Origin of the sequence: Mycobacterium cookii, assembly GCF_010727945.1 — a bacterium.
In the GTDB taxonomy this organism is placed as follows: Bacteria; Actinomycetota; Actinomycetes; order Mycobacteriales; family Mycobacteriaceae; genus Mycobacterium; species Mycobacterium cookii.
This window is the reverse complement of record NZ_AP022569.1, coordinates 2,890,966-2,908,805: the sequence shown is the minus strand read 5'-3', so window position 1 is coordinate 2,908,805 and position 17,840 is coordinate 2,890,966. Positions and strand designations below refer to the sequence as shown.

Below are 17,840 nucleotides of genomic sequence, written 5' to 3'. Positions count from 1 at the left end.
TTTCTTGCGTCCTCGCTCGAAACGATACGCACGCCGAGCGCGAATATCTCACCTCCAAGCCGCCGGGACACCGTGATGTCCTGCTGCGATGGCATTCGACTTGACGGTCGAACACTGGCACTATTAGAACACGTTCTAGTGTTGCGCGCGGCGTCTCTGGCAGCACCAATCCCGACGACCGAGAGAGTTCAGGTGGCAGCCGATGGTTGAGACCATCACCGACGAACAGTTTGCGGCGCGGGAATTGGTGCGTGACTGGGCCGCCGGATCCGGCGCGGTGGCGGCGGTCCGGGATATCGAGCAGGGTGAGCCGAAAGCCTGGCAGCCCGTCTTCGCCGGCCTCGCCGAATTGGGCCTGTTCGGCGTCGCGGTCCCCGAGGAACACGGCGGCGCGGGTGGCAGCATCGACGACCTCGCGGCCATGGTCGAGGAGGCCGCCAAGGCCCTGGTGCCCGGCCCGGTGGCCAGCACCGCGCTGGCCACGCTGGTCGTGTCCGACCCGGCTCTGCGCGAGGCGCTCGCGTCGGGGGAGCGCACCGCCGGGGTGGCGCTGGTCGCCGATGTCGAATTCGACGGCGCCCGGGTATCGGGCACTGTGCCGTGGGTGCTGGGCGGCGTCGCCGACGGCTTGCTGCTGGTGCCGGCCGGGAATAAGACGTTGCTCATCGACGCGAATTCCGACGGTGTCGCCGTCGAGCCGCTGCAGCCGACGGACTTCTCCCGGCCGCTGGCGCGGGTGGTGCTGACGTCGGCGCCGGCCACCGTGCTGGACGTGTCCGCCGACCGGGTCACGGACTTGGCCGCGACGGTCCTGGCCGTCGAGGCAGCGGGCATCACCCGGTGGGCGCTCGACACCGCCGTCGCCTATGCCAAGGTGCGTGAGCAGTTCGGCAAACCGATCGGCAGCTTCCAGGCAATCAAGCACCTGTGCGCCGAGATGCTGTGCCGCGCCGAGCAGGTCGCGGTGGCCGCCGCCGACGCCGCACGGGCGGCGGGCGAGGGCGACGACAGCCAACTGTCGATCGCCGCTGCCATCGCCGCGAGCATCGCGATCGACGCCGCCAAGGCCAACACCAAGGACTGCATCCAGGTGCTCGGCGGCATCGGCATCACCTGGGAACACGACGCGCATCTGTACCTGCGACGGGCGTACGGCATCGGGCAGTTTCTCGGCGGTCCCGCGCGCTGGCTGCGCCGTGTCGCCGAGTTGACCCAGAGCGGCGTGCGCCGCAACCTCGGCATCGACCTCAGCGACGTCGCCGACCTGCAGCCCGAGATCGCCGACGCGGTCGCCGGTGTCGCCGCGCTGCCCGACGAAAAGCGTCAGGTAGGCCTCGCGGAGGCGGGTCTGCAGGCGCCGCACTGGCCGGCGCCGTATGGCCGCGGCGCCGGACCCGCCGAGCAGTTGCTGATCGACCAGGAATTGGCATCGGCCGGTATCACCCGTCCCGACCTGGTTATCGGCTGGTGGGCCGCGCCGACCATCCTCGAACACGGCACCCCGGAGCAAATCGAGCGTTTCGTACCCGGCACTCTGAGCGGCGAAATCCTTTGGTGCCAACTATTTTCCGAGCCCGGAGCCGGCTCCGACCTGGCGTCGCTGCGCACGAAGGCGGTGCGGGTCGACGGCGGATGGGAGCTCACCGGCCAGAAGGTGTGGACGTCGGCGGCGCACAAGGCGCAGTGGGGGGTGTGCCTGGCCAGAACGGACCAAGACGCCCCAAAGCATAAAGGGATCACCTACTTCCTGATCGACATGAAGTCGCCCGGCCTCCTGATTCGGCCGCTGCGCGAGATCACCGGCGACAACCTGTTCAACGAGGTCTTCCTGGACGGCGTATTCGTGCCCGACGAGTTGGTGGTCGGTGGCGTGAACGACGGCTGGCGGTTGGCTCGCACGACGCTGGCCAACGAGCGGGTCGCGATGGCCGCGGGCACCGCATTGGGCAACCCGATGGAAGAACTGCTCGCAATGGTCGCGAAGCTGGATATCGATGTGGCCCAGCAGGATCAGCTGGGACGCCTGATCATCACCGCCCAGGCCGGCGCGCTGCTGGACCAGCGGATCGCCCAGCTCGCGGTGGGCGGTCAGGACCCTGGCGCGCAGTCCAGTGTGCGCAAACTCGTCGGCGTGCGTTACCGGCAGGCGCTCGCCGAATACCGGATGGACCTATCGGACGGGGCAGGCCTCGTTGAGCACGACAAGCTGGTGCACGACTTCCTCAACACCCGCTGCCTGACCATCGCCGGCGGTACCGAGCAGATCCTGCTGACCTTGGCTGCCGAACGGCTGCTTGGCTTGCCGCGCTGAGGTTCAGCGCGGAGGGCCGAGAATGATCTGCCCGAACTTGTCGGCTCCCTCGGCCATGCGTTCCGGTGAGATCTCGAAACCCTCTGGGCGCGGCGTCGCTTTGTCACGACCGGCGTAGCGGAACATTCCCTCGATTCCGGCGGGCGTGTTGATCATCAGCAGATCGGCCTTCTTGGATGTGATGCGGTATGCGTGCGGAATGTTCTTGGGCAAGAACACGATTCCGCCTTCCGACAGCTCCATCTCCTGATCATCGAGCCACAGCAGCGCCGTCCCTTTGATGAGCATGAATACCTCATCCTCACGCGTGTGCTTGTGATACGGCGGTGCTTCGCCTTCGCTGACGTCAAAGCGCCCGACCATCAACTGGCCGTTGGTGGCGTTGCCGTCGAGCAGGATGGCCAATGTGCCGCCATCGAGCCATTCCAGTTGTTGCTGCTGCTCCGGCTGCGCCAGGTATGCCATGCTCATGGGTGATCCTCTTCGTCGACGGGGGCTCTGGCTGCTCCCCAGTGGCTCAGGTGGGCGACGTCAATGTCGGACAGTCGAAAAGATGCAGGCGCGGCGCTAGAGGCTGTTGCCAGAGTCGCTTGTGTAGTAGCCGCCATCGCCGCGTTGTTCATAAGCTACCTAGCCGCCGGGGATCTGTACCTGGCAGGTTTTCCAGACGGGCATCTCACCGACTACGACAAGGCGGTCGAAACGCCCAAACGAATCCTGCTGTGGGTGGAGTTCGGTTTCGCTCCGCTTTTTCTGGTTCTTGTCTTTCTCCCCATCGGCACCCGGATCCGAGCCGCTGGATTGCTCGCCGCGCTGATCGTGTTGGGTCTCGCAGTGCAGCTCCAACTGGTAGGCCTCCCTTGGTATTTCGGAAGCCATCTCGGGCTCGACAACGGAATCGGCGGCTGATGGCGATCCAGCACGTCGCGCAACAGTCAATTCGAGTCGCGGATACTCGTGACGCTCGGCGTGAAGGACGGGATGTTGCTCACAATGTCGTCCTGATCGGCGCGGGCCTCGACGCGATCTGGTCGAGCACCTGAATGTTGCGGACAACGTCGCGGCTTTCCTTTTCGGCGATGTCGCGAAGCGTCGCCTGGATCACGCCGATGATGCCAGGCGGGTGGTAGATCAGGTCTGCCTGGGCTGCGACCACCCGATCGCGCACCCAAATAGTAAGCGGCCGAGTGAATCCCGGTACCACTGCGAGCAAGATCGCGAACCGCCATGCGCTGTCACGCATAGCAGCGACTGCTTGGTTGATCATGAAAATCTCGTTCTCGGCCAGGATCTGGTAGAGGTCGGCCAGTTCTGGAGACAGTTGATTGATGTCGTCGACTACCCCGTTGACCTGGCTCGCCAACACGGCGTTGAGAGTGTTGAAGTCGTCGTGCAGCTTCGGCAGTTTCACTGCTGGAGCGATCTTTTGGGCCGTGATCCCAAGATCCAGCTCGATATGGGCGTTTATGCCGCCCAGCATGTGCTGCAAGATGATCAGGTCAACGCGATCGGCGGCATCGAAAGCCTTTTGCCATGAGCGTGTCGGCCGCGGGAATTGGTTCGGGTGAAAGTAACCGTTCAGCGCGTCGAAGTAACGGCCCGCGAATGACGCGTCGAACCGCTCCATCCGTGGTCCGTCCTGGAATACGTCGTTGGTGACCGCCGTGCGGACTGCGATCGTGATCCGCTTGTACAGCGCGGCGAAGTAGCCCAGCCGGCAGGACGCGGCGATTGACCACTCGATAACCGAGTCGAGCGCCGACACCACGGCATCGAATGTCGACACGGGCGGTATGGGCGCCGGAGGTGGCGGCGTAGCAGGCATGGGTGAATTATGACGCCAATCTACGAGCGTCGTGGTGTAAGTAGCCATGCAGCGTAAGGGCGTTCGGTACTCGGTACTGGGTCGGCCAGTGATCGCGGCGACGGTTTGCCAGGGATCCTCTGGGCCGTAAGCTCAGCTATTACCCATGGGCACTGTGCTGATCCCGATTCCCGATCGTGACTTCGACCCGACCGAAGTCGCGGTCAGTTGGCAGGTGCTGCGGGCCAACGGTCACCGGGTGGTGTTCGCCACCGAAAGCGGCGCACCAGGTGTCGCCGACGACATTATGGTCAGCGGCCGCGGTCTCGACTTGTGGTCTGCGGTGCCGGTATTGGGCGCGATCACGGTTGTGGGGCGGGCGCTGCGGGCCAATAAGGATGCCCGTGGCGCCTACCGGGAGATGTTGCAGTCGGCGGAGTACCACAACCCGTCCAGCTGGGCGCAGACCAGTCTCGACGGCATCGACGCGTTGCTGCTTCCCGGCGGCCACCGCGCCCGCGGCATGCGCTCCTACATCGACAGCGAAATCCTGCACCGGCTGGTCGTCGACGCCTTCGCCCGCGGCGTGACCGTTGCCGCGATTTGTCACGGTGTGCTGCTGGCCGCCCGCAGCGTCGATCCCGCCACCGGGCGCTCAGTGCTCTACGGGCGTCGGACCACCGCGCTGACCTGGGCGCTGGAGCGCACCGCATGGCGCCTGACCCGCGTCACCCGGTTCTGGGATCCCGACTACTACCGCACCTACAGCGAGGACAACGGCCAGCCGTCGGGGTACATGTCCGTGCAGTCCGAAGTCACCCGCGCACTGGAAAGCCCGACCGATTTTCGCGACGTCGAACGCGGCTCACCGCACTGGCGGAAGAAGACGTCGGGGATGGCGCGCGACACCGCAACCGATTCGCGACCGGCCTTCGTCGTGGACGACGGCGCCTACCTGTCGGCGCGCTGGCCCGGCGACACCCACACGTTCGCAAAGGTGTTGTCGCAGAAGCTTTGACGTCTCAGGAGAAGGTGGCTTGCGCGCAGGTGCTCGGTGAGGCGATGTTGTTTCCGCCGTAGACCACCTGAATGTGCGTGCACAAGATGACGGGAATATTGGTCCGCGACTGGCCGGTGCGCCAGTCGGTGGCGTCGATGCGGCCGGTGGTCTGGTACTTGTCCGGGCCGCCCTCGCCCATGTAGATCGTCGTGACGTTGTCGTTCCCGCCCTCTTTGAACACCCGGTCGTATTGCGCGGTGGCGTGCACGTCGAGGTACAACGTGCGGTCCATCGAGCGGATGTCGGTGCTCTGCCGCGACCAGAGGTCGTGCGGGAAACCGTCGACTGCATCGCCGGTCCTGCGGTCGGCGCCGACGGTGAAGTCGCAGCTGCCGTTCGCGGCGTGGCAGTCGAGCGTGGCGCGGGTCTCCAACTGGCTGCCGTCGTTGAGCGGTATCAGCGAGGTGGCGGTGTTGCTTGCGGCCGACGACGTCGCAGGAGGCGTCAATGCGAGAACCAGACCAACAGCCGCGGCCAGCCGCTTCATCTCCAAGCTCCTCACGAGGTCGAACCTGAGCAGAATTTACGCTGCGGCTATTCGTCGTAGGTGACTTCGACCGAATCGGTCTCGGGGTGCGACTGGCAGGCCAGGATCAGCCCTTCGTCGAGGTCCTGCTGCTCGAGCACGTCGTTGACCTCCATGTTCACCTTGCCTTTGCGCAGGCTGGTGGCGCAGGCGCCGCAGTGGCCCTCGCGGCAGGAGAACGGCGCGTCCAGGCCGGCGTCCAGCAGCACGTCGAGCAGTTTGGCTTTGCGTGGCCAGGTGACAGTGTGGGTTTGTCCGTCGAGTTCGACGACCGCGGTGGCCGGCGGCTCGTCAGAATCGTCGTGCTCGATCTTCACCGCCGCGAACGGGTCGCTGTCCAGCGACTTGAACACCTCGAGATGTATTTGCGGCGCAGGCACTTTCAGGGTCTCGAGGGCCTCGCGGGCGGCGGCCATGAACGGCCCGGGCCCGCAGATGAAGGCCTGGCGGTCGGTGAACGGGGCGGCCAGTTGCGCCAGCGCGGTGGCCGAAGGCAATCCTTGCAGCGACTCCAGCCAATGCACGACGGTCAGTCGGTCGGGGTATTTGGCCGCGAGCTCGCGTAGCGCATCGCCGAAGATCACCGATCGTTCGTCGCGGTTGGCGTAGAGCAGCACTACCCGGCCGCCGCCTTCGGACAGCGCGGACTTGCAGATCGACAGGATCGGCGTGATGCCGCTGCCCGCGGCGAGCAGCAGGAAGTCGTCGTCGAGCGTCTTCGGCACGAATGTGCCCGACGGCGCCAGCACGTGAATCCGCATGCCGGGGCGAGCGTGATCGCACAGCCAGTTCGACGCGTACCCGTCCTTGTCGCGCTTGACGGTGACGGTCAGCGCCTCGTCGGTGAACGGCGAACTGCACAGCGAATAGCAGCGGGCGACCGAGCCGGTGCGGTCGCTGGGCACCCGCAACGTCAGGAACTGACCGGGGGCGTAGCGCAGCCGGTCGGCCGGTGTCTCGGCATCGTCGGGCAGCCTGAACACCAACGACCGCGCATCGTCGGTCTCGGCGACGACGTCGGCGATCTCCAGTTCCAGAACGTGGCTGCCGAGCGGTTCGTCGGGAACTGCGTCCGTCACAACCCCGCCCTTCCTTCCGTCATAACTAGAACAGGTTACAGAAACCTGGATCAGTATCGCTACCAGCCGCAGGAACACGGTGCTCGACACAAATCGGAACGTGTTCTAGTCTTTGTCTAAGTTAGCCACCTTTATGGAGGAACCCGTGACGTCCATTCAACAACGTGACGCCCAGTCGGTCCTAGACGGCATCGACGAACTGCTGCCCAAGCTGCGGCAGCGGGCCCAGGAGACCGAGGACCTACGCAAACTGCCGGATGCCACGGTCAGCGAGCTGCAGGAGATCGGCTTCTTCCGGTTGCTGCAGCCCGAGCAGTGGGGCGGCCTGCAAGTCGATCCGGCAGTGTTCTACGAAGCCGTTCGGCGGCTGGCCAGCGCATGCGGGTCCACCGGCTGGGTCAGCTCGATCATCGGCGTGCACAACTGGCATCTGGCGCTGTTCGACCAGCAGGCCCAGGACGAGGTCTGGGGCGATGACGCCCATGTGCGGGTGTCGTCGTCGTACGCCCCGATGGGGGCGGGCACGGTCGTCGATGGCGGTTACTTGGTCAGCGGCTCGTGGAACTGGTCGTCGGGTTGTGACCACGCCACCTGGGCCTTCCTCGGCGGTCCGGTCATCAAGGACGGCCGGCCCGTCGACTTCGGCAGCTTTCTGATCCCGCGTACCGAATACCGCATCGACGATGTCTGGCATGTGGTGGGCCTGAAGGGGACCGGCAGCAACACGGTCGTCGTCAAGGATGTGTTCGTTCCACGGCATCGGTTCCTGTCCTACAAGCAGATGAATGACGGCACCGCGGGCGGCTATCAGAACAACACCGCGCCGGTGTACAAGATGCCGTGGGGCACAATGCATCCCACCACCATCTCGGCACCGATCGTCGGCATGGCCTACGGCGCCTACGACGCGCATGTCGAGCACCAGGGTAAGCGGGTGCGTGCGGCGTTCGCCGGCGAGAAGGCCAAGGACGATCCGTTCGCCAAGGTGCGTATCGCCGAGGCGGCCAGCGACATCGATGCGGCGTGGCGTCAGCTGATCGGCAACGTGGGTGACGAATACGCCCTGTTGTCGGCGGGCAAGGAGATTCCGTTCGAGCTGCGGGCCCGCGCACGACGCGACCAGGTGCGCGCCACCGGACGCGCCATCGCGTCGGTCGACCGGCTGTTCGAGGCCTCCGGTGCCACCGCGCTTGCCAATGACGCACCGGTGCAACGGTTCTGGCGTGACGCACACGCCGGCCGGGTGCACGCGGCCAACGACCCTGAGCGGGCCTACGTGATCTTCGGTAACAACGAGTTCGGGCTGCCGCCCGGCGACACGATGGTCTAATTTGTGACGGCATTAGAAGAGCTGACGTTCGAATCCACGTCTCGCTACGCGGAAGTCGACGTCGACGGACCGCTGAAGCTGCACTACCACGAGGCCGGTGTCGGCAACGAGCAGACAGTGGTGCTGCTGCACGGCGGCGGTCCCGGCGCGGCGAGCTGGACGAACTTCTCCCGCAACATCCCGGTGCTGGCCCGGCAGTTTCACGTGCTGGCCGTCGACCAACCCGGCTACGGGAACTCCGACAAGCGCGCGGAGCACGGACAGTTCAACCACTACGCCGCCAGGGCTCTCAAAGGTCTCTTCGCCCATTTGGGCCTGGGACGTGTTCCGCTGGTGGGTAATTCGCTCGGCGGCGGCACCGCGGTCCGGTTCGCACTCGACTACCCGGACAACGCCGGGAAGCTGGTGCTGATGGGACCTGGCGGGCTGAGCGTCAACCTGTTCGCGCCCGATCCCACCGAGGGTGTCAAGCGGCTGGGCAAGTTTTCCGTGGAGCCGACTCGGGAAAACCTCGAGGCGTTCCTGCGGGTCATGGTGCACAACCAGAAGCTGATCACCCCCGAACTGATCGACGAGCGGTTCGCACTGGCGTCCACGCCGGAATCGCTGACGGCGACTCGGGCGATGGGAATGTCCTTCTCGGGAGCTGATTTTGAGCTCGGGATGATGTGGCGCGAGGTTTACAAGCTGCGCCAGCCGGTGTTGCTGATCTGGGGGCGTGAAGACCGGGTCAACCCGTTGGACGGCGCGCTGGTGGCGCTGAAGACCATTCCTCGCGCGCAGCTGCACGTGTTCGGGCAGTGCGGACACTGGGCGCAGGTGGAGAAATTCGACGAATTCAACAAGCTGACCATCGACTTTCTGGGAGGTGCGTGATGAGCATCCGATCACTGGGCTACCTGCGCATCGAAGCCACCGACATGGCGGCGTGGCGGGAGTACGGCCTGAAAGTCCTCGGCATGGTCGAGGGCAAGGGCAGCACCGAGGGCGCGCTCTACCTGCGGATGGACGACTTCCCTGCGCGGCTGGTGATCGTGCCGGGCCAGCACGACCGGTTGTCGGAGGCGGGCTGGGAATGCGCGAACGCCGAAGGGCTGCAAGAGATCCGGAACCGGCTCGACCTCGAAGGGACGCCGTACAAAGAGGCCACCGCTGCCGAACTGGCAGACCGTCGGGTCGACGAGATGATCCGGTTCTCCGACCCCTCGGGCAACGGCCTGGAAGTCTTCCACGGTGCCGCGCTCGAACATCGCCGCGTCGTCAGCCCCTATGGGCACAAGTTCGTCACCGGAGAGCAGGGTCTGGGTCACGTGGTGCTGACCACCCGCGATGACGCGGAAACCTTGCATTTCTACCGCGACGTGCTGGGCTTTAAGCTTCGTGACTCGATGCGACTGCCGCCGCAGTTGGTGGGCCGACCCGCTGACGGGGCGCCGGCGTGGCTGCGGTTTTTGGGCTGCAACCCGCGTCACCACAGCCTGGCCTTCATGCCCGGGCAGACGCCCAGTGGCATCGTGCACCTGATGGTCGAAGTCCAAGAGGCCGACGACGTCGGGCTGTGCCTGGATCGCGCGCTGCGGCGCAAGGTGCCGATGTCGGCCACGCTGGGCCGCCACGTCAACGACCTGATGCTGTCGTTCTACATGAAGACGCCTGGTGGATTCGACATCGAATTCGGTTGCGAAGGAAGACAAGTCGACGACCACGACTGGATCGCCAGGGAAAGCACCGCGGTCAGCCTGTGGGGCCACGACTTCACCGTCGGCTTCAAGAGCTAGCGATGGCCGCGCAGATCGACGCACGCATATTTCGCAATGTGCTGGGCCAGTTCTGCACCGGGATCACGATCATCACCACCGTGCACGACGACGTCCCGGTCGGCTTCGCGTGCCAGTCCTTCGCCGCGTTGTCGTTGGACCCGCCCCTCGTCCTGTTCTGCCCGACCAAGGTGTCGCGGTCCTGGAAGGCCATCGAGGCCAGCGGGAAATTCTGCGTCAACATGTTGACCGAGAGCCAGCAGAACGTCTCGGCGCGCTTCGGCTCGCGGGAGCCGGACAAGTTCGCCGGTATCGACTGGCACACATCGGATTTGGGATCACCGATCATCGACGGTTCGCTGGCCTACATCGACTGCACGGTCACCTCGGTGCACGACGGCGGTGACCACTTCGTGGTGTTCGGCGCGGTCCAGGCGCTTTCCGAAATACCAGAGATCAAGCCGCGGCCACTGCTGTTCTATCGCGGCGACTACACCGGTATCGAACCCGACAAGACCTCACCCGCTCAGTGGCGCGACGACCTGGAGGCGTTCCTGACCACGACCACTCAGGACACCTGGCTGTAGTCGCTCCGCGATGAGTTCCGTTCGCCGAGCCACCTGACGCTACGCTTCGCGGTGTGATCCGGTTTGTCTCAGTCGCGTTGTTGACAGCTTTGGCGGGGGCATTGCTGCTCATGGCTGTTCTGTGGACGTGGGTGTGGTGGATTCCCGCGGTCCTGGTCGCCGTTGTCGCGGCGGTCGGCATCTACGACCTGGTCCAACGCCAGCACTCGCTGCTGCGTAACTATCCAGTGCTCGGACACATGCGGTTCCTGCTGGAGGCGCTGCGCCCGGAAATGCAGCAGTACTTCATCGAACGCAACTTCGATGGGCGTCCGTTCGACCGCGACGTCCGGTCGTTGATCTACGAGCGGGCCAAGGGCACCGCCGCGGAGCTGGCGTTCGGGACCGAGCGCGACATCGACCAGATCGGCTACGAGTATCTGGTGCATTCGGCGCGGCCGGTCGATCCCCCCGACGAGCCGTTCCGGGTGCGGATCGGCGGCCCCGATTGCGCGCGACCCTACGACATGGCGCTGATGAACGTCTCGGCGATGAGTTTCGGTGCGCTGTCCGGCAACGCACTGCGCGCGCTGAACAACGGCGCCCGCAAGGGGCGTTTCGCCCACGACACGGGTGAGGGCGGGCTGACTCCCTACCACCTTGGCGGTGCCGACGTGGTGTGGGAGCTCGGCTCAGGCTATTTCGGTGCCCGCACCCCCGACGGCGCCTTCGATCCGGATCAGTTCGCGGACAAGGTAGCTCACGATCTGGTGAAGTGCGTCTCGATCAAGCTGAGCCAGGGCGCGAAACCCGGTATCGGCGGTGTCCTGCCCGCCGCGAAGGTCAGCAAGGAGATCGCCGAATACCGTGGCGTGCCGGTCGGCGAGAAGTGTGTCAGCCCGGCCGCGCATTCGGCGTTTCACACTCCGCGCGAACTGGTGAAGTTCGTGGCGCGACTGCGCGAACTGGCCGGCGGGAAACCGGTGGGCTTCAAGCTGTGCGTGGGTTCCCGTGTCGACGTGCTGGCGACCTGCAAGGCGATGCTGGCCGAAGGGGTGACCCCCGACTTCGTGATCGTGGACGGCGCCGAGGGCGGAACTGCCGCGGCGCCACTGGAATACGAGGACAACATCGGACTTCCGCTGACCGACGGGCTGATGATCGTGCACAACGCCTTGGTGGGAACGGGGCTGCGGGACCGGATACGAATCGGTGCGAGCGGCAAGGTCGCTTCCGGCAACGACATCATCAAGCGGCTGATCCAGGGAGCGGATTACACCAACTCGGCTCGGTCGATGATGATGGCGACGGGCTGCATCCAATCTCAGCGCTGTCACACCAACCACTGCCCAGTCGGCGTCGCCACCCAGGATCCGCGTCGGGCCCGCGCTCTGGACGTGGCCGACAAGAGCGAACGTGTGTACCGCTACCAGAAGGCCACCGTCGCACAGGCGATGCGCATGATGGCCTCGATGGGCGTCTCGGACCCGTCGATGCTCAACCCGCACATGCTTCGCAAACGGGTGTCGCCCACCGAACAACGTTCGTACGCTGAGCTTTACGAATGGCTGGAGCCCGGAGTGCTGCTCAATCATGCGCCGCCCAGCTGGCGTTCGGACTGGGAGAGCGCCGACCCGGATTGCTACGCGCCTGCCGGTGTCCGGCCGAATGTGGTCAGGCCCGGCTAACGTCCGTGCCAGCGCGCCTGGTGGTCGGCATGAGTCGGCAGATAAGCGCCCGGTGCGAAAAACGTGTCGTAGAACTCGGTGTCGAGATGTTGCGCCTGGAGATACATCAGGACGTGCACCGTCGGCACGGTGCCGGGCAGCTTGCCGAAGGTGTCGTAGATGTAGGACGCCTCGGCGGTGACGACCTCCTGAATCCCCTCTGGCGGTAGCGCCGAGGCGCGCACCTTGGGCGTGTCCGACCACGGGCCGCGTGTGTCGGGGTGAAAAGGCCCACCAGGGGCGAACTTTCGCGCCACCAGCTTCTCCACGCCGGCTGCCACCGACGGGACGTGCGGCGGGCTGAGCGTCTCGAAATACTCGGGCAACCCGGTGACGTTGGGGAACGGCCAGCGTTCGTCCTGGTCTTCCGCGAAGCCCACGCCGCGCAGCACCGACAACCGGTCGAGCCCGTCGTAGGTCCAGCCGCCGAGGCCCATCGCCTGCAATGCCAGCACCCCGTTGTTCGCGGCGATGGCGAGTTCCGCGCTGGCCTCGGTGAGCGTGTACTGCTCGACGAACGACAACGGAAGCGGGTCATCGGCATGCGGCATCGAGTGCGGCAGGCCGGGGATGTCACGGCCGTTGATGTCATCGACGACCGGGTAACCGTTGGCCGCGAAGAACCACAGATTTTCCATCAGGTGCTCGGCAAGATCGGCGACCGGGAAGGCCAGCAGACTGCCCGGATGGTTGCCGATCCAGATGTTGTGGCCTTCCATGTGCGGTTCCTCGCGAAGCAACTCGAGGCGCGTCTCCGAGATCCGCACACAACTGTCCGCGGCGTGGCCGATCCACTGCTCGATGGCTTCGAAGTCGCGCGGCGCATCGTCCCGGTTGGGCAGCAGATAGATGCCGGTGTCGTCGGTGAAGAACAGCTGGCTGGTATGGAATCCGGCCGCCGACGGAAACGTCCGGCCGGTCGCGCTGCCGGAGTAATTGGGGAACGACGGCGCATAGCTGGGGTTGTGAGTGATGCCGAAATTCCACCCCGTCACCCCGCCCGCGACTGAGATCAGCAGCGCACGTTCGACTTCCGACAACGGCTGAACCGGCTGACGGCTGGTGTAAGCCAATGCGCCGGCAGGGATCCGGCCGCCCACCGGAAACCGTCGCGAGCGTCGACCGGTGATCGCGGCCAACAGCGGGAAATGCCCGACCTCGGCGAGCGCGGCCCGCTCGTGGTCGGAGACTTCCAAGGGCATGTGCGGATGCTAGCCCGATGAACTTTCCGCCGAGGAATCGCGTGTTAACAGCAGTTGGTCTCCAGAGAGGTGAGTGAGATGAGTCCGCTGCTGATGGTCTATTTCTCGGTCGGCGCGCCGCTCGCCGGATTCGGTCTGGTGAGGCTGCAGGCACGGCTGGAGCAGTGGGCCTACGACCGGCATGCGCAGGACTGAGGTGGCGATGCGACCGCTGCGGATCCTGGTGGTCGGTGCGGGCGTCAGCGGTATCGCTGTCGCCCGCGGTCTGCTGCGCGACGGACACGACGTCACCGTGTTCGACCGCCGACCGGACACCGCCGCAGGCGGCGGCGCGGTGACCATCTGGTCCAACGGGGCGACGGTTCTCGACCAGCTCGGAGTCGACATGACCGGCGCCGGGCAGCAGTTGTCCGCCGTGCGGGTCATGACGTCGACCGGCCGCCCGCTGTCCACAATGGACCTCAACGCCATGGTCAATCGGCTCGGCGCATCCGTCCGGATGGTTCCACGCCGAATTCTGCTGGAGCGTCTGCTCGACGGCTTTCCGGCCGACCGGATCCGCGCCAACTCACGCGCGGTCGGGGTGAGCGATACGGGCGACGGTGTGCGAGTCGAATTCGACGACGGCAGCTCGGTCGATGGCGACCTGTTGATCGGTGCCGACGGGCTGCATTCGGTCGTCCGCGGTGTCGTCGGCGCACCCCCGGCGACACCGACCGGATGGTGCAGCTGGCAGGGTCTGGTCCGCCTGTCCGAGATCGCCGACCCGCATGTCGCGGTCATGATGATCGGCCCGCGCGGCAGCCTGGGCCTATGGCCTGCCGGCGGTGCTGACATGCAGTGGTGGTTCGACTTACCTTGGTCACCAAACTTTCTCAGGCCGCAACGACCGCTCGACATGATTCGCCGTCATTTCGCCGGGTGGTCCGAGCGGGTCGATGAGGTACTCGATGCCCTCACCGACGACGATCTGGCCCCCTCGCCGTTCCCGCACTACCGTCATCCGGTGCCCGGCCCGGGTCGGGGCGCCGTCACGTTGCTCGGCGATGCCGCGCACACGATGCCTCCGACACTCGCCCAGGGCACCAACCAGGCACTGTTGGACACGATGGTGCTACGAAAAATGCTGTCCAACAGAGATATTGACGTCAATAAGGCCTTGCGCCGGTACGAGAACACCCGTCGGCGCAAGGTCAGGGCTGTCTCGTGGGTGACCACCCAGCAGGTGTCTCGCAGCGAGGCCGCGCTGCGGCCGGCTGCGTTGATCCCCGACCGGGTCATGACGTGGGTGCTGACGACGTTCCTCGGCTTGGTCAGTCACCGCGGAATGGCGGCGGAGATCAGCCGGGATTCGCTAGCGGAGGTGAGTTGATGGCTGCCGGAGTACCGCCCGCCGGAGCTGCCCGCGTGGTCGAGCGGGTTCGTCACCACCTGTACCGATTGCATCAGAAGCTGCTGCCCGCACCCGCAGCGATGATGGAGATGATCATCGCCACCTGGACATCTCAGGCGATCACCGTCGCCGCCGAACTGGGTGTGGCCGACGCGCTTGCGGACGGGCCGTTGACGATCGACGAATTGGCGCGTCGGGTGCACGCCGATCCCGATGCGTTGCGGCGGTTACTCCGCGCGCTGATCGGGCGAGGCGTCTTTCGGCGTCGGCCTGACGGACGCTACGAGATGAATTCCCTTGCCCACACCCTGCGTTCGGACGTTCCGACGTCGATGGCATGGGCAGCGAGGTTCTACGGGTCCCGCGAGCAGCGCGAGCGGTGGACTCGGCTTGTCGACGCGATCCGAACCGGACGGTCGGTCGTGCCGGCCATGCACGGCTCAGCGGGCTTCGACTATTTCGCCGAGCATTCCGAGCACGCGGAGCTGTTCAACCGAACCATGACCAGCATCTCGGAGTTGACCGATGCGTCCGTGGTCGGCGGCTACGACTTCAGTGCCTACTCGAGGATCGTCGATGTCGGCGGTGGACACGGCCCGCTGCTGGCCAACATCCTGGCGGCGGCGCCGAATTCGCACGGCGTCCTGTACGACTTACCGACGGTCGTGTGCTCGGCGTCGGATCTCGACTGCACGAACGACGTGGCTGATCGCATGTACATCGAGGCCGGATCGTTCTTTGAACGCGTCCCGTCGGACGGTGACGCCTACGTCTTGAAGAACATCCTGCACGATTGGCCGGACGAAAAAGCGGTGCAGATCCTACGCAACGTTCGCAGATTTGCCCGCCCGGATAGCACCGTGCTGTTGATCGAACTGGTGATCCCGGACCACGACCGCGACTTCCCCGGAAACTGGGCGGATCTGGAGATGCTGCTGAACTTGGCGGCTCGTGAGCGGACCGCCGCCGAATACCGAACTCTGCTGAGCCGAGCCGGATTACGGATGACACGGCTGGTGCCGACCGCGTCGCCGCTGAGCATCGTGGAAGCCCGGGTCGCCTGACCGGATCGTTGTTGCGCGACAATGGCGGTTATGGCATTCGACCTCCCCGGCTACTTCGAACGGATCGACTATCGCGGTGCTGCGGATCCGACGTTACCGGTGCTGCAGGATCTGGTGACCGCACACACCCAGACGATTCCGTTTGAAAACCTCGATCCAATGTTGGGGCGGCCGATCGACGATTTGAGCCCTGAAGCTTTGGCCGACAAGCTGATTCATCGACGTCGCGGTGGCTACTGCTACGAGCAGAACGGGTTGATGGGTTACGCGCTCGAAGAACTCGGCTTCGGCGTCCGCCGGTTCGCAGGCCGAGTGGTATGGATGCGCGGCCCGGGTGACCCGATGCCTCCGCAGACGCACACCCTGTTGGAGGTCACGCTGCCCGACGATCAGCAGCCGTATCTCGTCGACGTCGGTTTCGGCGGCCAGACGCCCACCTCGCCCATCCGGTTGGAGACCGGCAGCATCCAGCAGACCACGCACGAACCGTACCGGCTCCGAACCCGCGACGACGTTCTGGTGTTACAGGCCTTGATCCGCGGCGAGTGGCAGTCGTTGTACGAATTCGCCGCCAGGACAGCGCCGCCGATCGACCTGAAGGTGGGCAGCTGGTACGTCTCGACGCATCCCTCGTCGCACTTCGTCACCGGCTTGATGGTTTCGCTGATCACCGTCGACGGACGATACAACCTGGCCGGACGCGACCTCACTTTCCACGGCAACGACATCACCGAGAAGACCCGATTCGACGACGCGGCCGCAGTGATCGACGCTCTGTCCGACCGCTTCGGCATCAACGTCACCGACGCCGGGCCACGCGAAGCACTGGAAGCGCGTATCGACGAGGTGCTGGCCTAACCGAGCCAGCTACCCAAGCGTCGTAACGCCTCTTCGATGTCGGTTGTCGGGCCGGCGAAGGACAGCCGGACGTACGAGCTGCCGCGCTGCGGGTCGAAATCGATCCCCGGGGCGATCGCAACGCCGGTGTCGGCCAACAGTTTCGAACAGAACGACATCGAATCCTTGGTGAAATCGGAGACGTCGGCGTAAACGTAGAACGCGCCGTCGGTGGGTGCCAGCCGGTTGATGCCGATCTTGCGAAGGCCGTCCAGCAACGTCGTTCGATTGAGGGCGTACTGATGCAGATGCCCTTCGGCTTCGTCCACCGATTCCGGGCTGAACGCCGCGACCGCGGCGTACTGGGACAACACCGGCGGACAGATGGTGAAGTTCCCGGTGAGGCGGTCGACCGCGCGTTGCAGCTCACGCGGAACAAGCAGCCATCCCAGACGCCAGCCAGTCATCGCGAAATATTTGGAAAAGCTGTTCACCACGAACGCATTTCGTGACGTCGCCCATGCGCAGCTGGTTTGCGGTGCGCCGTCGTAGACCAGACCGTGGTAGACCTCGTCGCTGATCAGCCGCACTCCCGATGCGTCGCACCAGGAGGCGATCGTGGCCAACTCGGCGGGCGGGATGACCGTGCCGGTCGGGTTGGCCGGGCTGGCCACCACGACACCCTGCACCGGCGGGTCGAGCTCGGCGAGCATCTGCGCGGTGGGCTGAAAGCGAGTCTCCGGACCGCACTCGATCACCACGACCTCGCAACCTAGTGCCGACAGGATGTTGCGATAGCACGGATAGCCGGGGCTGCTCACGGCTACCCGGTCGCCAACGTCGAAGCAGGACAGGAAGGTCAGCAGAAAGCCGCCGGATGAGCCGGTCGTGATCACCACGTCGTTCAGGTCGACGTCGAGGCCGTACCGATCCTGATACGACGCCGCGATCGCCCCACGCAGTTCCGGAATGCCCAGTGCCACGGTGTAGCCGAGTTGGTTTCGCTGTAGCGCGGCGACGGCGGCGGCGCGGACCGGTTCGGGAGCCCCGGCGCTCGGCTGCCCCGCCGACAGGTTGACCAGGTCGCCGTGGGTGCGTTGACGCTCGGCGGCGGACAGCCACACGTCCATCACGTAGAACGGCGGCACCCCGGCACGTAGTGCGACCCCATCGGTCATGACGCC

At 65.4% G+C, this 17,840-nt stretch carries 17 protein-coding genes; 11 read left to right on the top strand and 6 right to left on the bottom strand.

The features are described 5' to 3' along the window. The first annotated feature begins 202 nt into the window (after positions 1-202). Complete coding sequence (locus G6N27_RS13790) at positions 203-2,311, top strand: acyl-CoA dehydrogenase (protein ID WP_163776841.1); 2,109 nt, start codon at positions 203-205, stop codon at positions 2,309-2,311. Positions 2,312-2,314: 3 nt separating this feature from the next. Here G6N27_RS13790 and G6N27_RS13785 read toward each other — a convergent pair whose 3' ends face one another. Then, the gene (locus G6N27_RS13785) at positions 2,315-2,776 is read right to left on the bottom strand and encodes a cupin domain-containing protein (protein ID WP_197746504.1); all 462 of its coding nucleotides are present in this window, start codon (positions 2,774-2,776) and stop codon (positions 2,315-2,317) included. A gap of 69 nt (positions 2,777-2,845) precedes the next feature. On the opposite strand from G6N27_RS13785, the gene G6N27_RS13780 reads away from it, so the two are divergent. Then, positions 2,846-3,220 carry a hypothetical protein gene (locus G6N27_RS13780; protein ID WP_163776839.1) on the top strand — a complete coding sequence of 125 codons (375 nt, stop codon included), beginning with the start codon at positions 2,846-2,848 and terminating at the stop codon, positions 3,218-3,220. 79 nt (positions 3,221-3,299) lie between these two features. Here the strand turns inward: G6N27_RS13780 and G6N27_RS13775 are convergent, their stop codons facing one another. After that, positions 3,300-4,136: a DUF5995 family protein gene (locus G6N27_RS13775; protein WP_163776838.1), complete on the bottom strand. Its 837-nt coding sequence runs from the start codon at positions 4,134-4,136 to the stop codon at positions 3,300-3,302. 145 nt (positions 4,137-4,281) lie between these two features. Between G6N27_RS13775 and G6N27_RS13770 the strand changes: the two genes are divergently transcribed. Further along, positions 4,282-5,133: a type 1 glutamine amidotransferase domain-containing protein gene (locus G6N27_RS13770; protein WP_163776837.1), complete on the top strand. Its 852-nt coding sequence runs from the start codon at positions 4,282-4,284 to the stop codon at positions 5,131-5,133. A gap of 4 nt (positions 5,134-5,137) precedes the next feature. Here the strand turns inward: G6N27_RS13770 and G6N27_RS13765 are convergent, their stop codons facing one another. Both G6N27_RS13765 and G6N27_RS13760 read right to left on the bottom strand, forming a co-directional pair. Continuing rightward, positions 5,138-5,662 (bottom strand): hypothetical protein, encoded by a 525-nt coding sequence (locus G6N27_RS13765; protein ID WP_163776836.1) that lies wholly within the window; start codon positions 5,660-5,662, stop codon positions 5,138-5,140. A gap of 47 nt (positions 5,663-5,709) precedes the next feature. Further along, complete coding sequence (locus G6N27_RS13760; protein ID WP_163776835.1) at positions 5,710-6,780, bottom strand: ferredoxin--NADP reductase; 1,071 nt, start codon at positions 6,778-6,780, stop codon at positions 5,710-5,712. 145 nt (positions 6,781-6,925) lie between these two features. Between G6N27_RS13760 and hsaA the strand changes: the two genes are divergently transcribed. The 5 genes from hsaA to G6N27_RS13735 all read left to right on the top strand — a co-directional run bounded on the left by hsaA (position 6,926) and on the right by G6N27_RS13735 (position 12,121). After that, complete coding sequence (gene hsaA / locus G6N27_RS13755; RefSeq protein ID WP_163776834.1) at positions 6,926-8,110, top strand: 3-hydroxy-9,10-secoandrosta-1,3,5(10)-triene-9,17-dione monooxygenase oxygenase subunit; 1,185 nt, start codon at positions 6,926-6,928, stop codon at positions 8,108-8,110. Positions 8,111-8,113: 3 nt separating this feature from the next. Beyond that, positions 8,114-8,986 carry a 4,5:9,10-diseco-3-hydroxy-5,9,17-trioxoandrosta-1(10),2-diene-4-oate hydrolase gene (hsaD, locus tag G6N27_RS13750; RefSeq protein WP_163776833.1) on the top strand — a complete coding sequence of 291 codons (873 nt, stop codon included), beginning with the start codon at positions 8,114-8,116 and terminating at the stop codon, positions 8,984-8,986. Continuing rightward, positions 8,986-9,888: an iron-dependent extradiol dioxygenase HsaC gene (gene hsaC, locus G6N27_RS13745; protein WP_163776832.1), complete on the top strand. Its 903-nt coding sequence runs from the start codon at positions 8,986-8,988 to the stop codon at positions 9,886-9,888. The genes hsaD and hsaC overlap by 1 nt, the downstream gene beginning before the upstream one ends. A 2-nt stretch (positions 9,889-9,890) precedes the next feature. Next, entirely contained in the window at positions 9,891-10,454 is a 564-nt protein-coding gene (gene hsaB / locus G6N27_RS13740; RefSeq protein WP_163776831.1) for a 3-hydroxy-9,10-secoandrosta-1,3,5(10)-triene-9,17-dione monooxygenase reductase subunit, read from the top strand. Between the two features lie 110 nt (positions 10,455-10,564). Next, the gene (locus tag G6N27_RS13735) at positions 10,565-12,121 is read left to right on the top strand and encodes an FMN-binding glutamate synthase family protein (RefSeq protein ID WP_179963396.1); all 1,557 of its coding nucleotides are present in this window, start codon (positions 10,565-10,567) and stop codon (positions 12,119-12,121) included. On the opposite strand, the gene G6N27_RS13730 is transcribed toward G6N27_RS13735, so the two are convergent. Next, positions 12,118-13,362 (bottom strand): hypothetical protein, encoded by a 1,245-nt coding sequence (locus tag G6N27_RS13730; RefSeq protein ID WP_163776829.1) that lies wholly within the window; start codon positions 13,360-13,362, stop codon positions 12,118-12,120. The genes G6N27_RS13735 and G6N27_RS13730 overlap by 4 nt on opposite strands. 202 nt (positions 13,363-13,564) lie before the next feature. Here G6N27_RS13730 and G6N27_RS13725 point away from each other — a divergent pair, with 202 nt between their 5' ends. Genes G6N27_RS13725 through G6N27_RS13715 form a run of 3 tightly spaced genes read left to right on the top strand, consistent with a single transcriptional unit; the run spans position 13,565 to position 16,677 of the window. Beyond that, positions 13,565-14,734, top strand: a complete 1,170-nt coding sequence (locus tag G6N27_RS13725; RefSeq protein WP_163781771.1) for an FAD-dependent oxidoreductase — start codon at positions 13,565-13,567, stop codon at positions 14,732-14,734. Further along, on the top strand, positions 14,734-15,819 hold the full coding sequence (locus G6N27_RS13720) for a methyltransferase (RefSeq protein ID WP_163776828.1): 1,086 nt from the start codon (positions 14,734-14,736) through the stop codon (positions 15,817-15,819). Before G6N27_RS13725 ends, G6N27_RS13720 begins: the two co-directional genes overlap by 1 nt. 30 nt (positions 15,820-15,849) lie before the next feature. Then, positions 15,850-16,677: an arylamine N-acetyltransferase family protein gene (locus G6N27_RS13715; protein WP_163776827.1), complete on the top strand. Its 828-nt coding sequence runs from the start codon at positions 15,850-15,852 to the stop codon at positions 16,675-16,677. On the opposite strand, the gene G6N27_RS13710 is transcribed toward G6N27_RS13715, so the two are convergent. After that, positions 16,674-17,834 carry a pyridoxal phosphate-dependent aminotransferase gene (locus G6N27_RS13710; protein ID WP_163776826.1) on the bottom strand — a complete coding sequence of 387 codons (1,161 nt, stop codon included), beginning with the start codon at positions 17,832-17,834 and terminating at the stop codon, positions 16,674-16,676. The genes G6N27_RS13715 and G6N27_RS13710 overlap by 4 nt on opposite strands. Positions 17,835-17,840 lie beyond the last annotated feature (6 nt).

Bases quoted from the DNA above. Each gene is read 5' to 3' on its own strand.
- G6N27_RS13790 (WP_163776841.1), top strand. From the start codon at position 203: ATGGTTGAGACCATCACCGACGAACAGTTTGCGGCGCGGGAATTGGTG.
- G6N27_RS13785 (WP_197746504.1), bottom strand. From the start codon at position 2,776: ATGGCATACCTGGCGCAGCCGGAGCAGCAGCAACAACTGGAATGGCTC.
- G6N27_RS13780 (WP_163776839.1), top strand. From the start codon at position 2,846: ATGTCGGACAGTCGAAAAGATGCAGGCGCGGCGCTAGAGGCTGTTGCC.
- G6N27_RS13775 (WP_163776838.1), bottom strand. From the start codon at position 4,136: ATGCCTGCTACGCCGCCACCTCCGGCGCCCATACCGCCCGTGTCGACA.
- G6N27_RS13770 (WP_163776837.1), top strand. From the start codon at position 4,282: ATGGGCACTGTGCTGATCCCGATTCCCGATCGTGACTTCGACCCGACC.
- G6N27_RS13765 (WP_163776836.1), bottom strand. From the start codon at position 5,662: ATGAAGCGGCTGGCCGCGGCTGTTGGTCTGGTTCTCGCATTGACGCCT.
- hsaC (WP_163776832.1), top strand. From the start codon at position 8,986: ATGAGCATCCGATCACTGGGCTACCTGCGCATCGAAGCCACCGACATG.
- hsaB (WP_163776831.1), top strand. From the start codon at position 9,891: ATGGCCGCGCAGATCGACGCACGCATATTTCGCAATGTGCTGGGCCAG.
- G6N27_RS13735 (WP_179963396.1), top strand. From the start codon at position 10,565: ATGGCTGTTCTGTGGACGTGGGTGTGGTGGATTCCCGCGGTCCTGGTC.
- G6N27_RS13730 (WP_163776829.1), bottom strand. From the start codon at position 13,362: ATGCCCTTGGAAGTCTCCGACCACGAGCGGGCCGCGCTCGCCGAGGTC.
- G6N27_RS13725 (WP_163781771.1), top strand. From the start codon at position 13,565: ATGCGACCGCTGCGGATCCTGGTGGTCGGTGCGGGCGTCAGCGGTATC.
- G6N27_RS13720 (WP_163776828.1), top strand. From the start codon at position 14,734: ATGGCTGCCGGAGTACCGCCCGCCGGAGCTGCCCGCGTGGTCGAGCGG.
- G6N27_RS13715 (WP_163776827.1), top strand. From the start codon at position 15,850: ATGGCATTCGACCTCCCCGGCTACTTCGAACGGATCGACTATCGCGGT.
- G6N27_RS13710 (WP_163776826.1), bottom strand. From the start codon at position 17,834: ATGACCGATGGGGTCGCACTACGTGCCGGGGTGCCGCCGTTCTACGTG.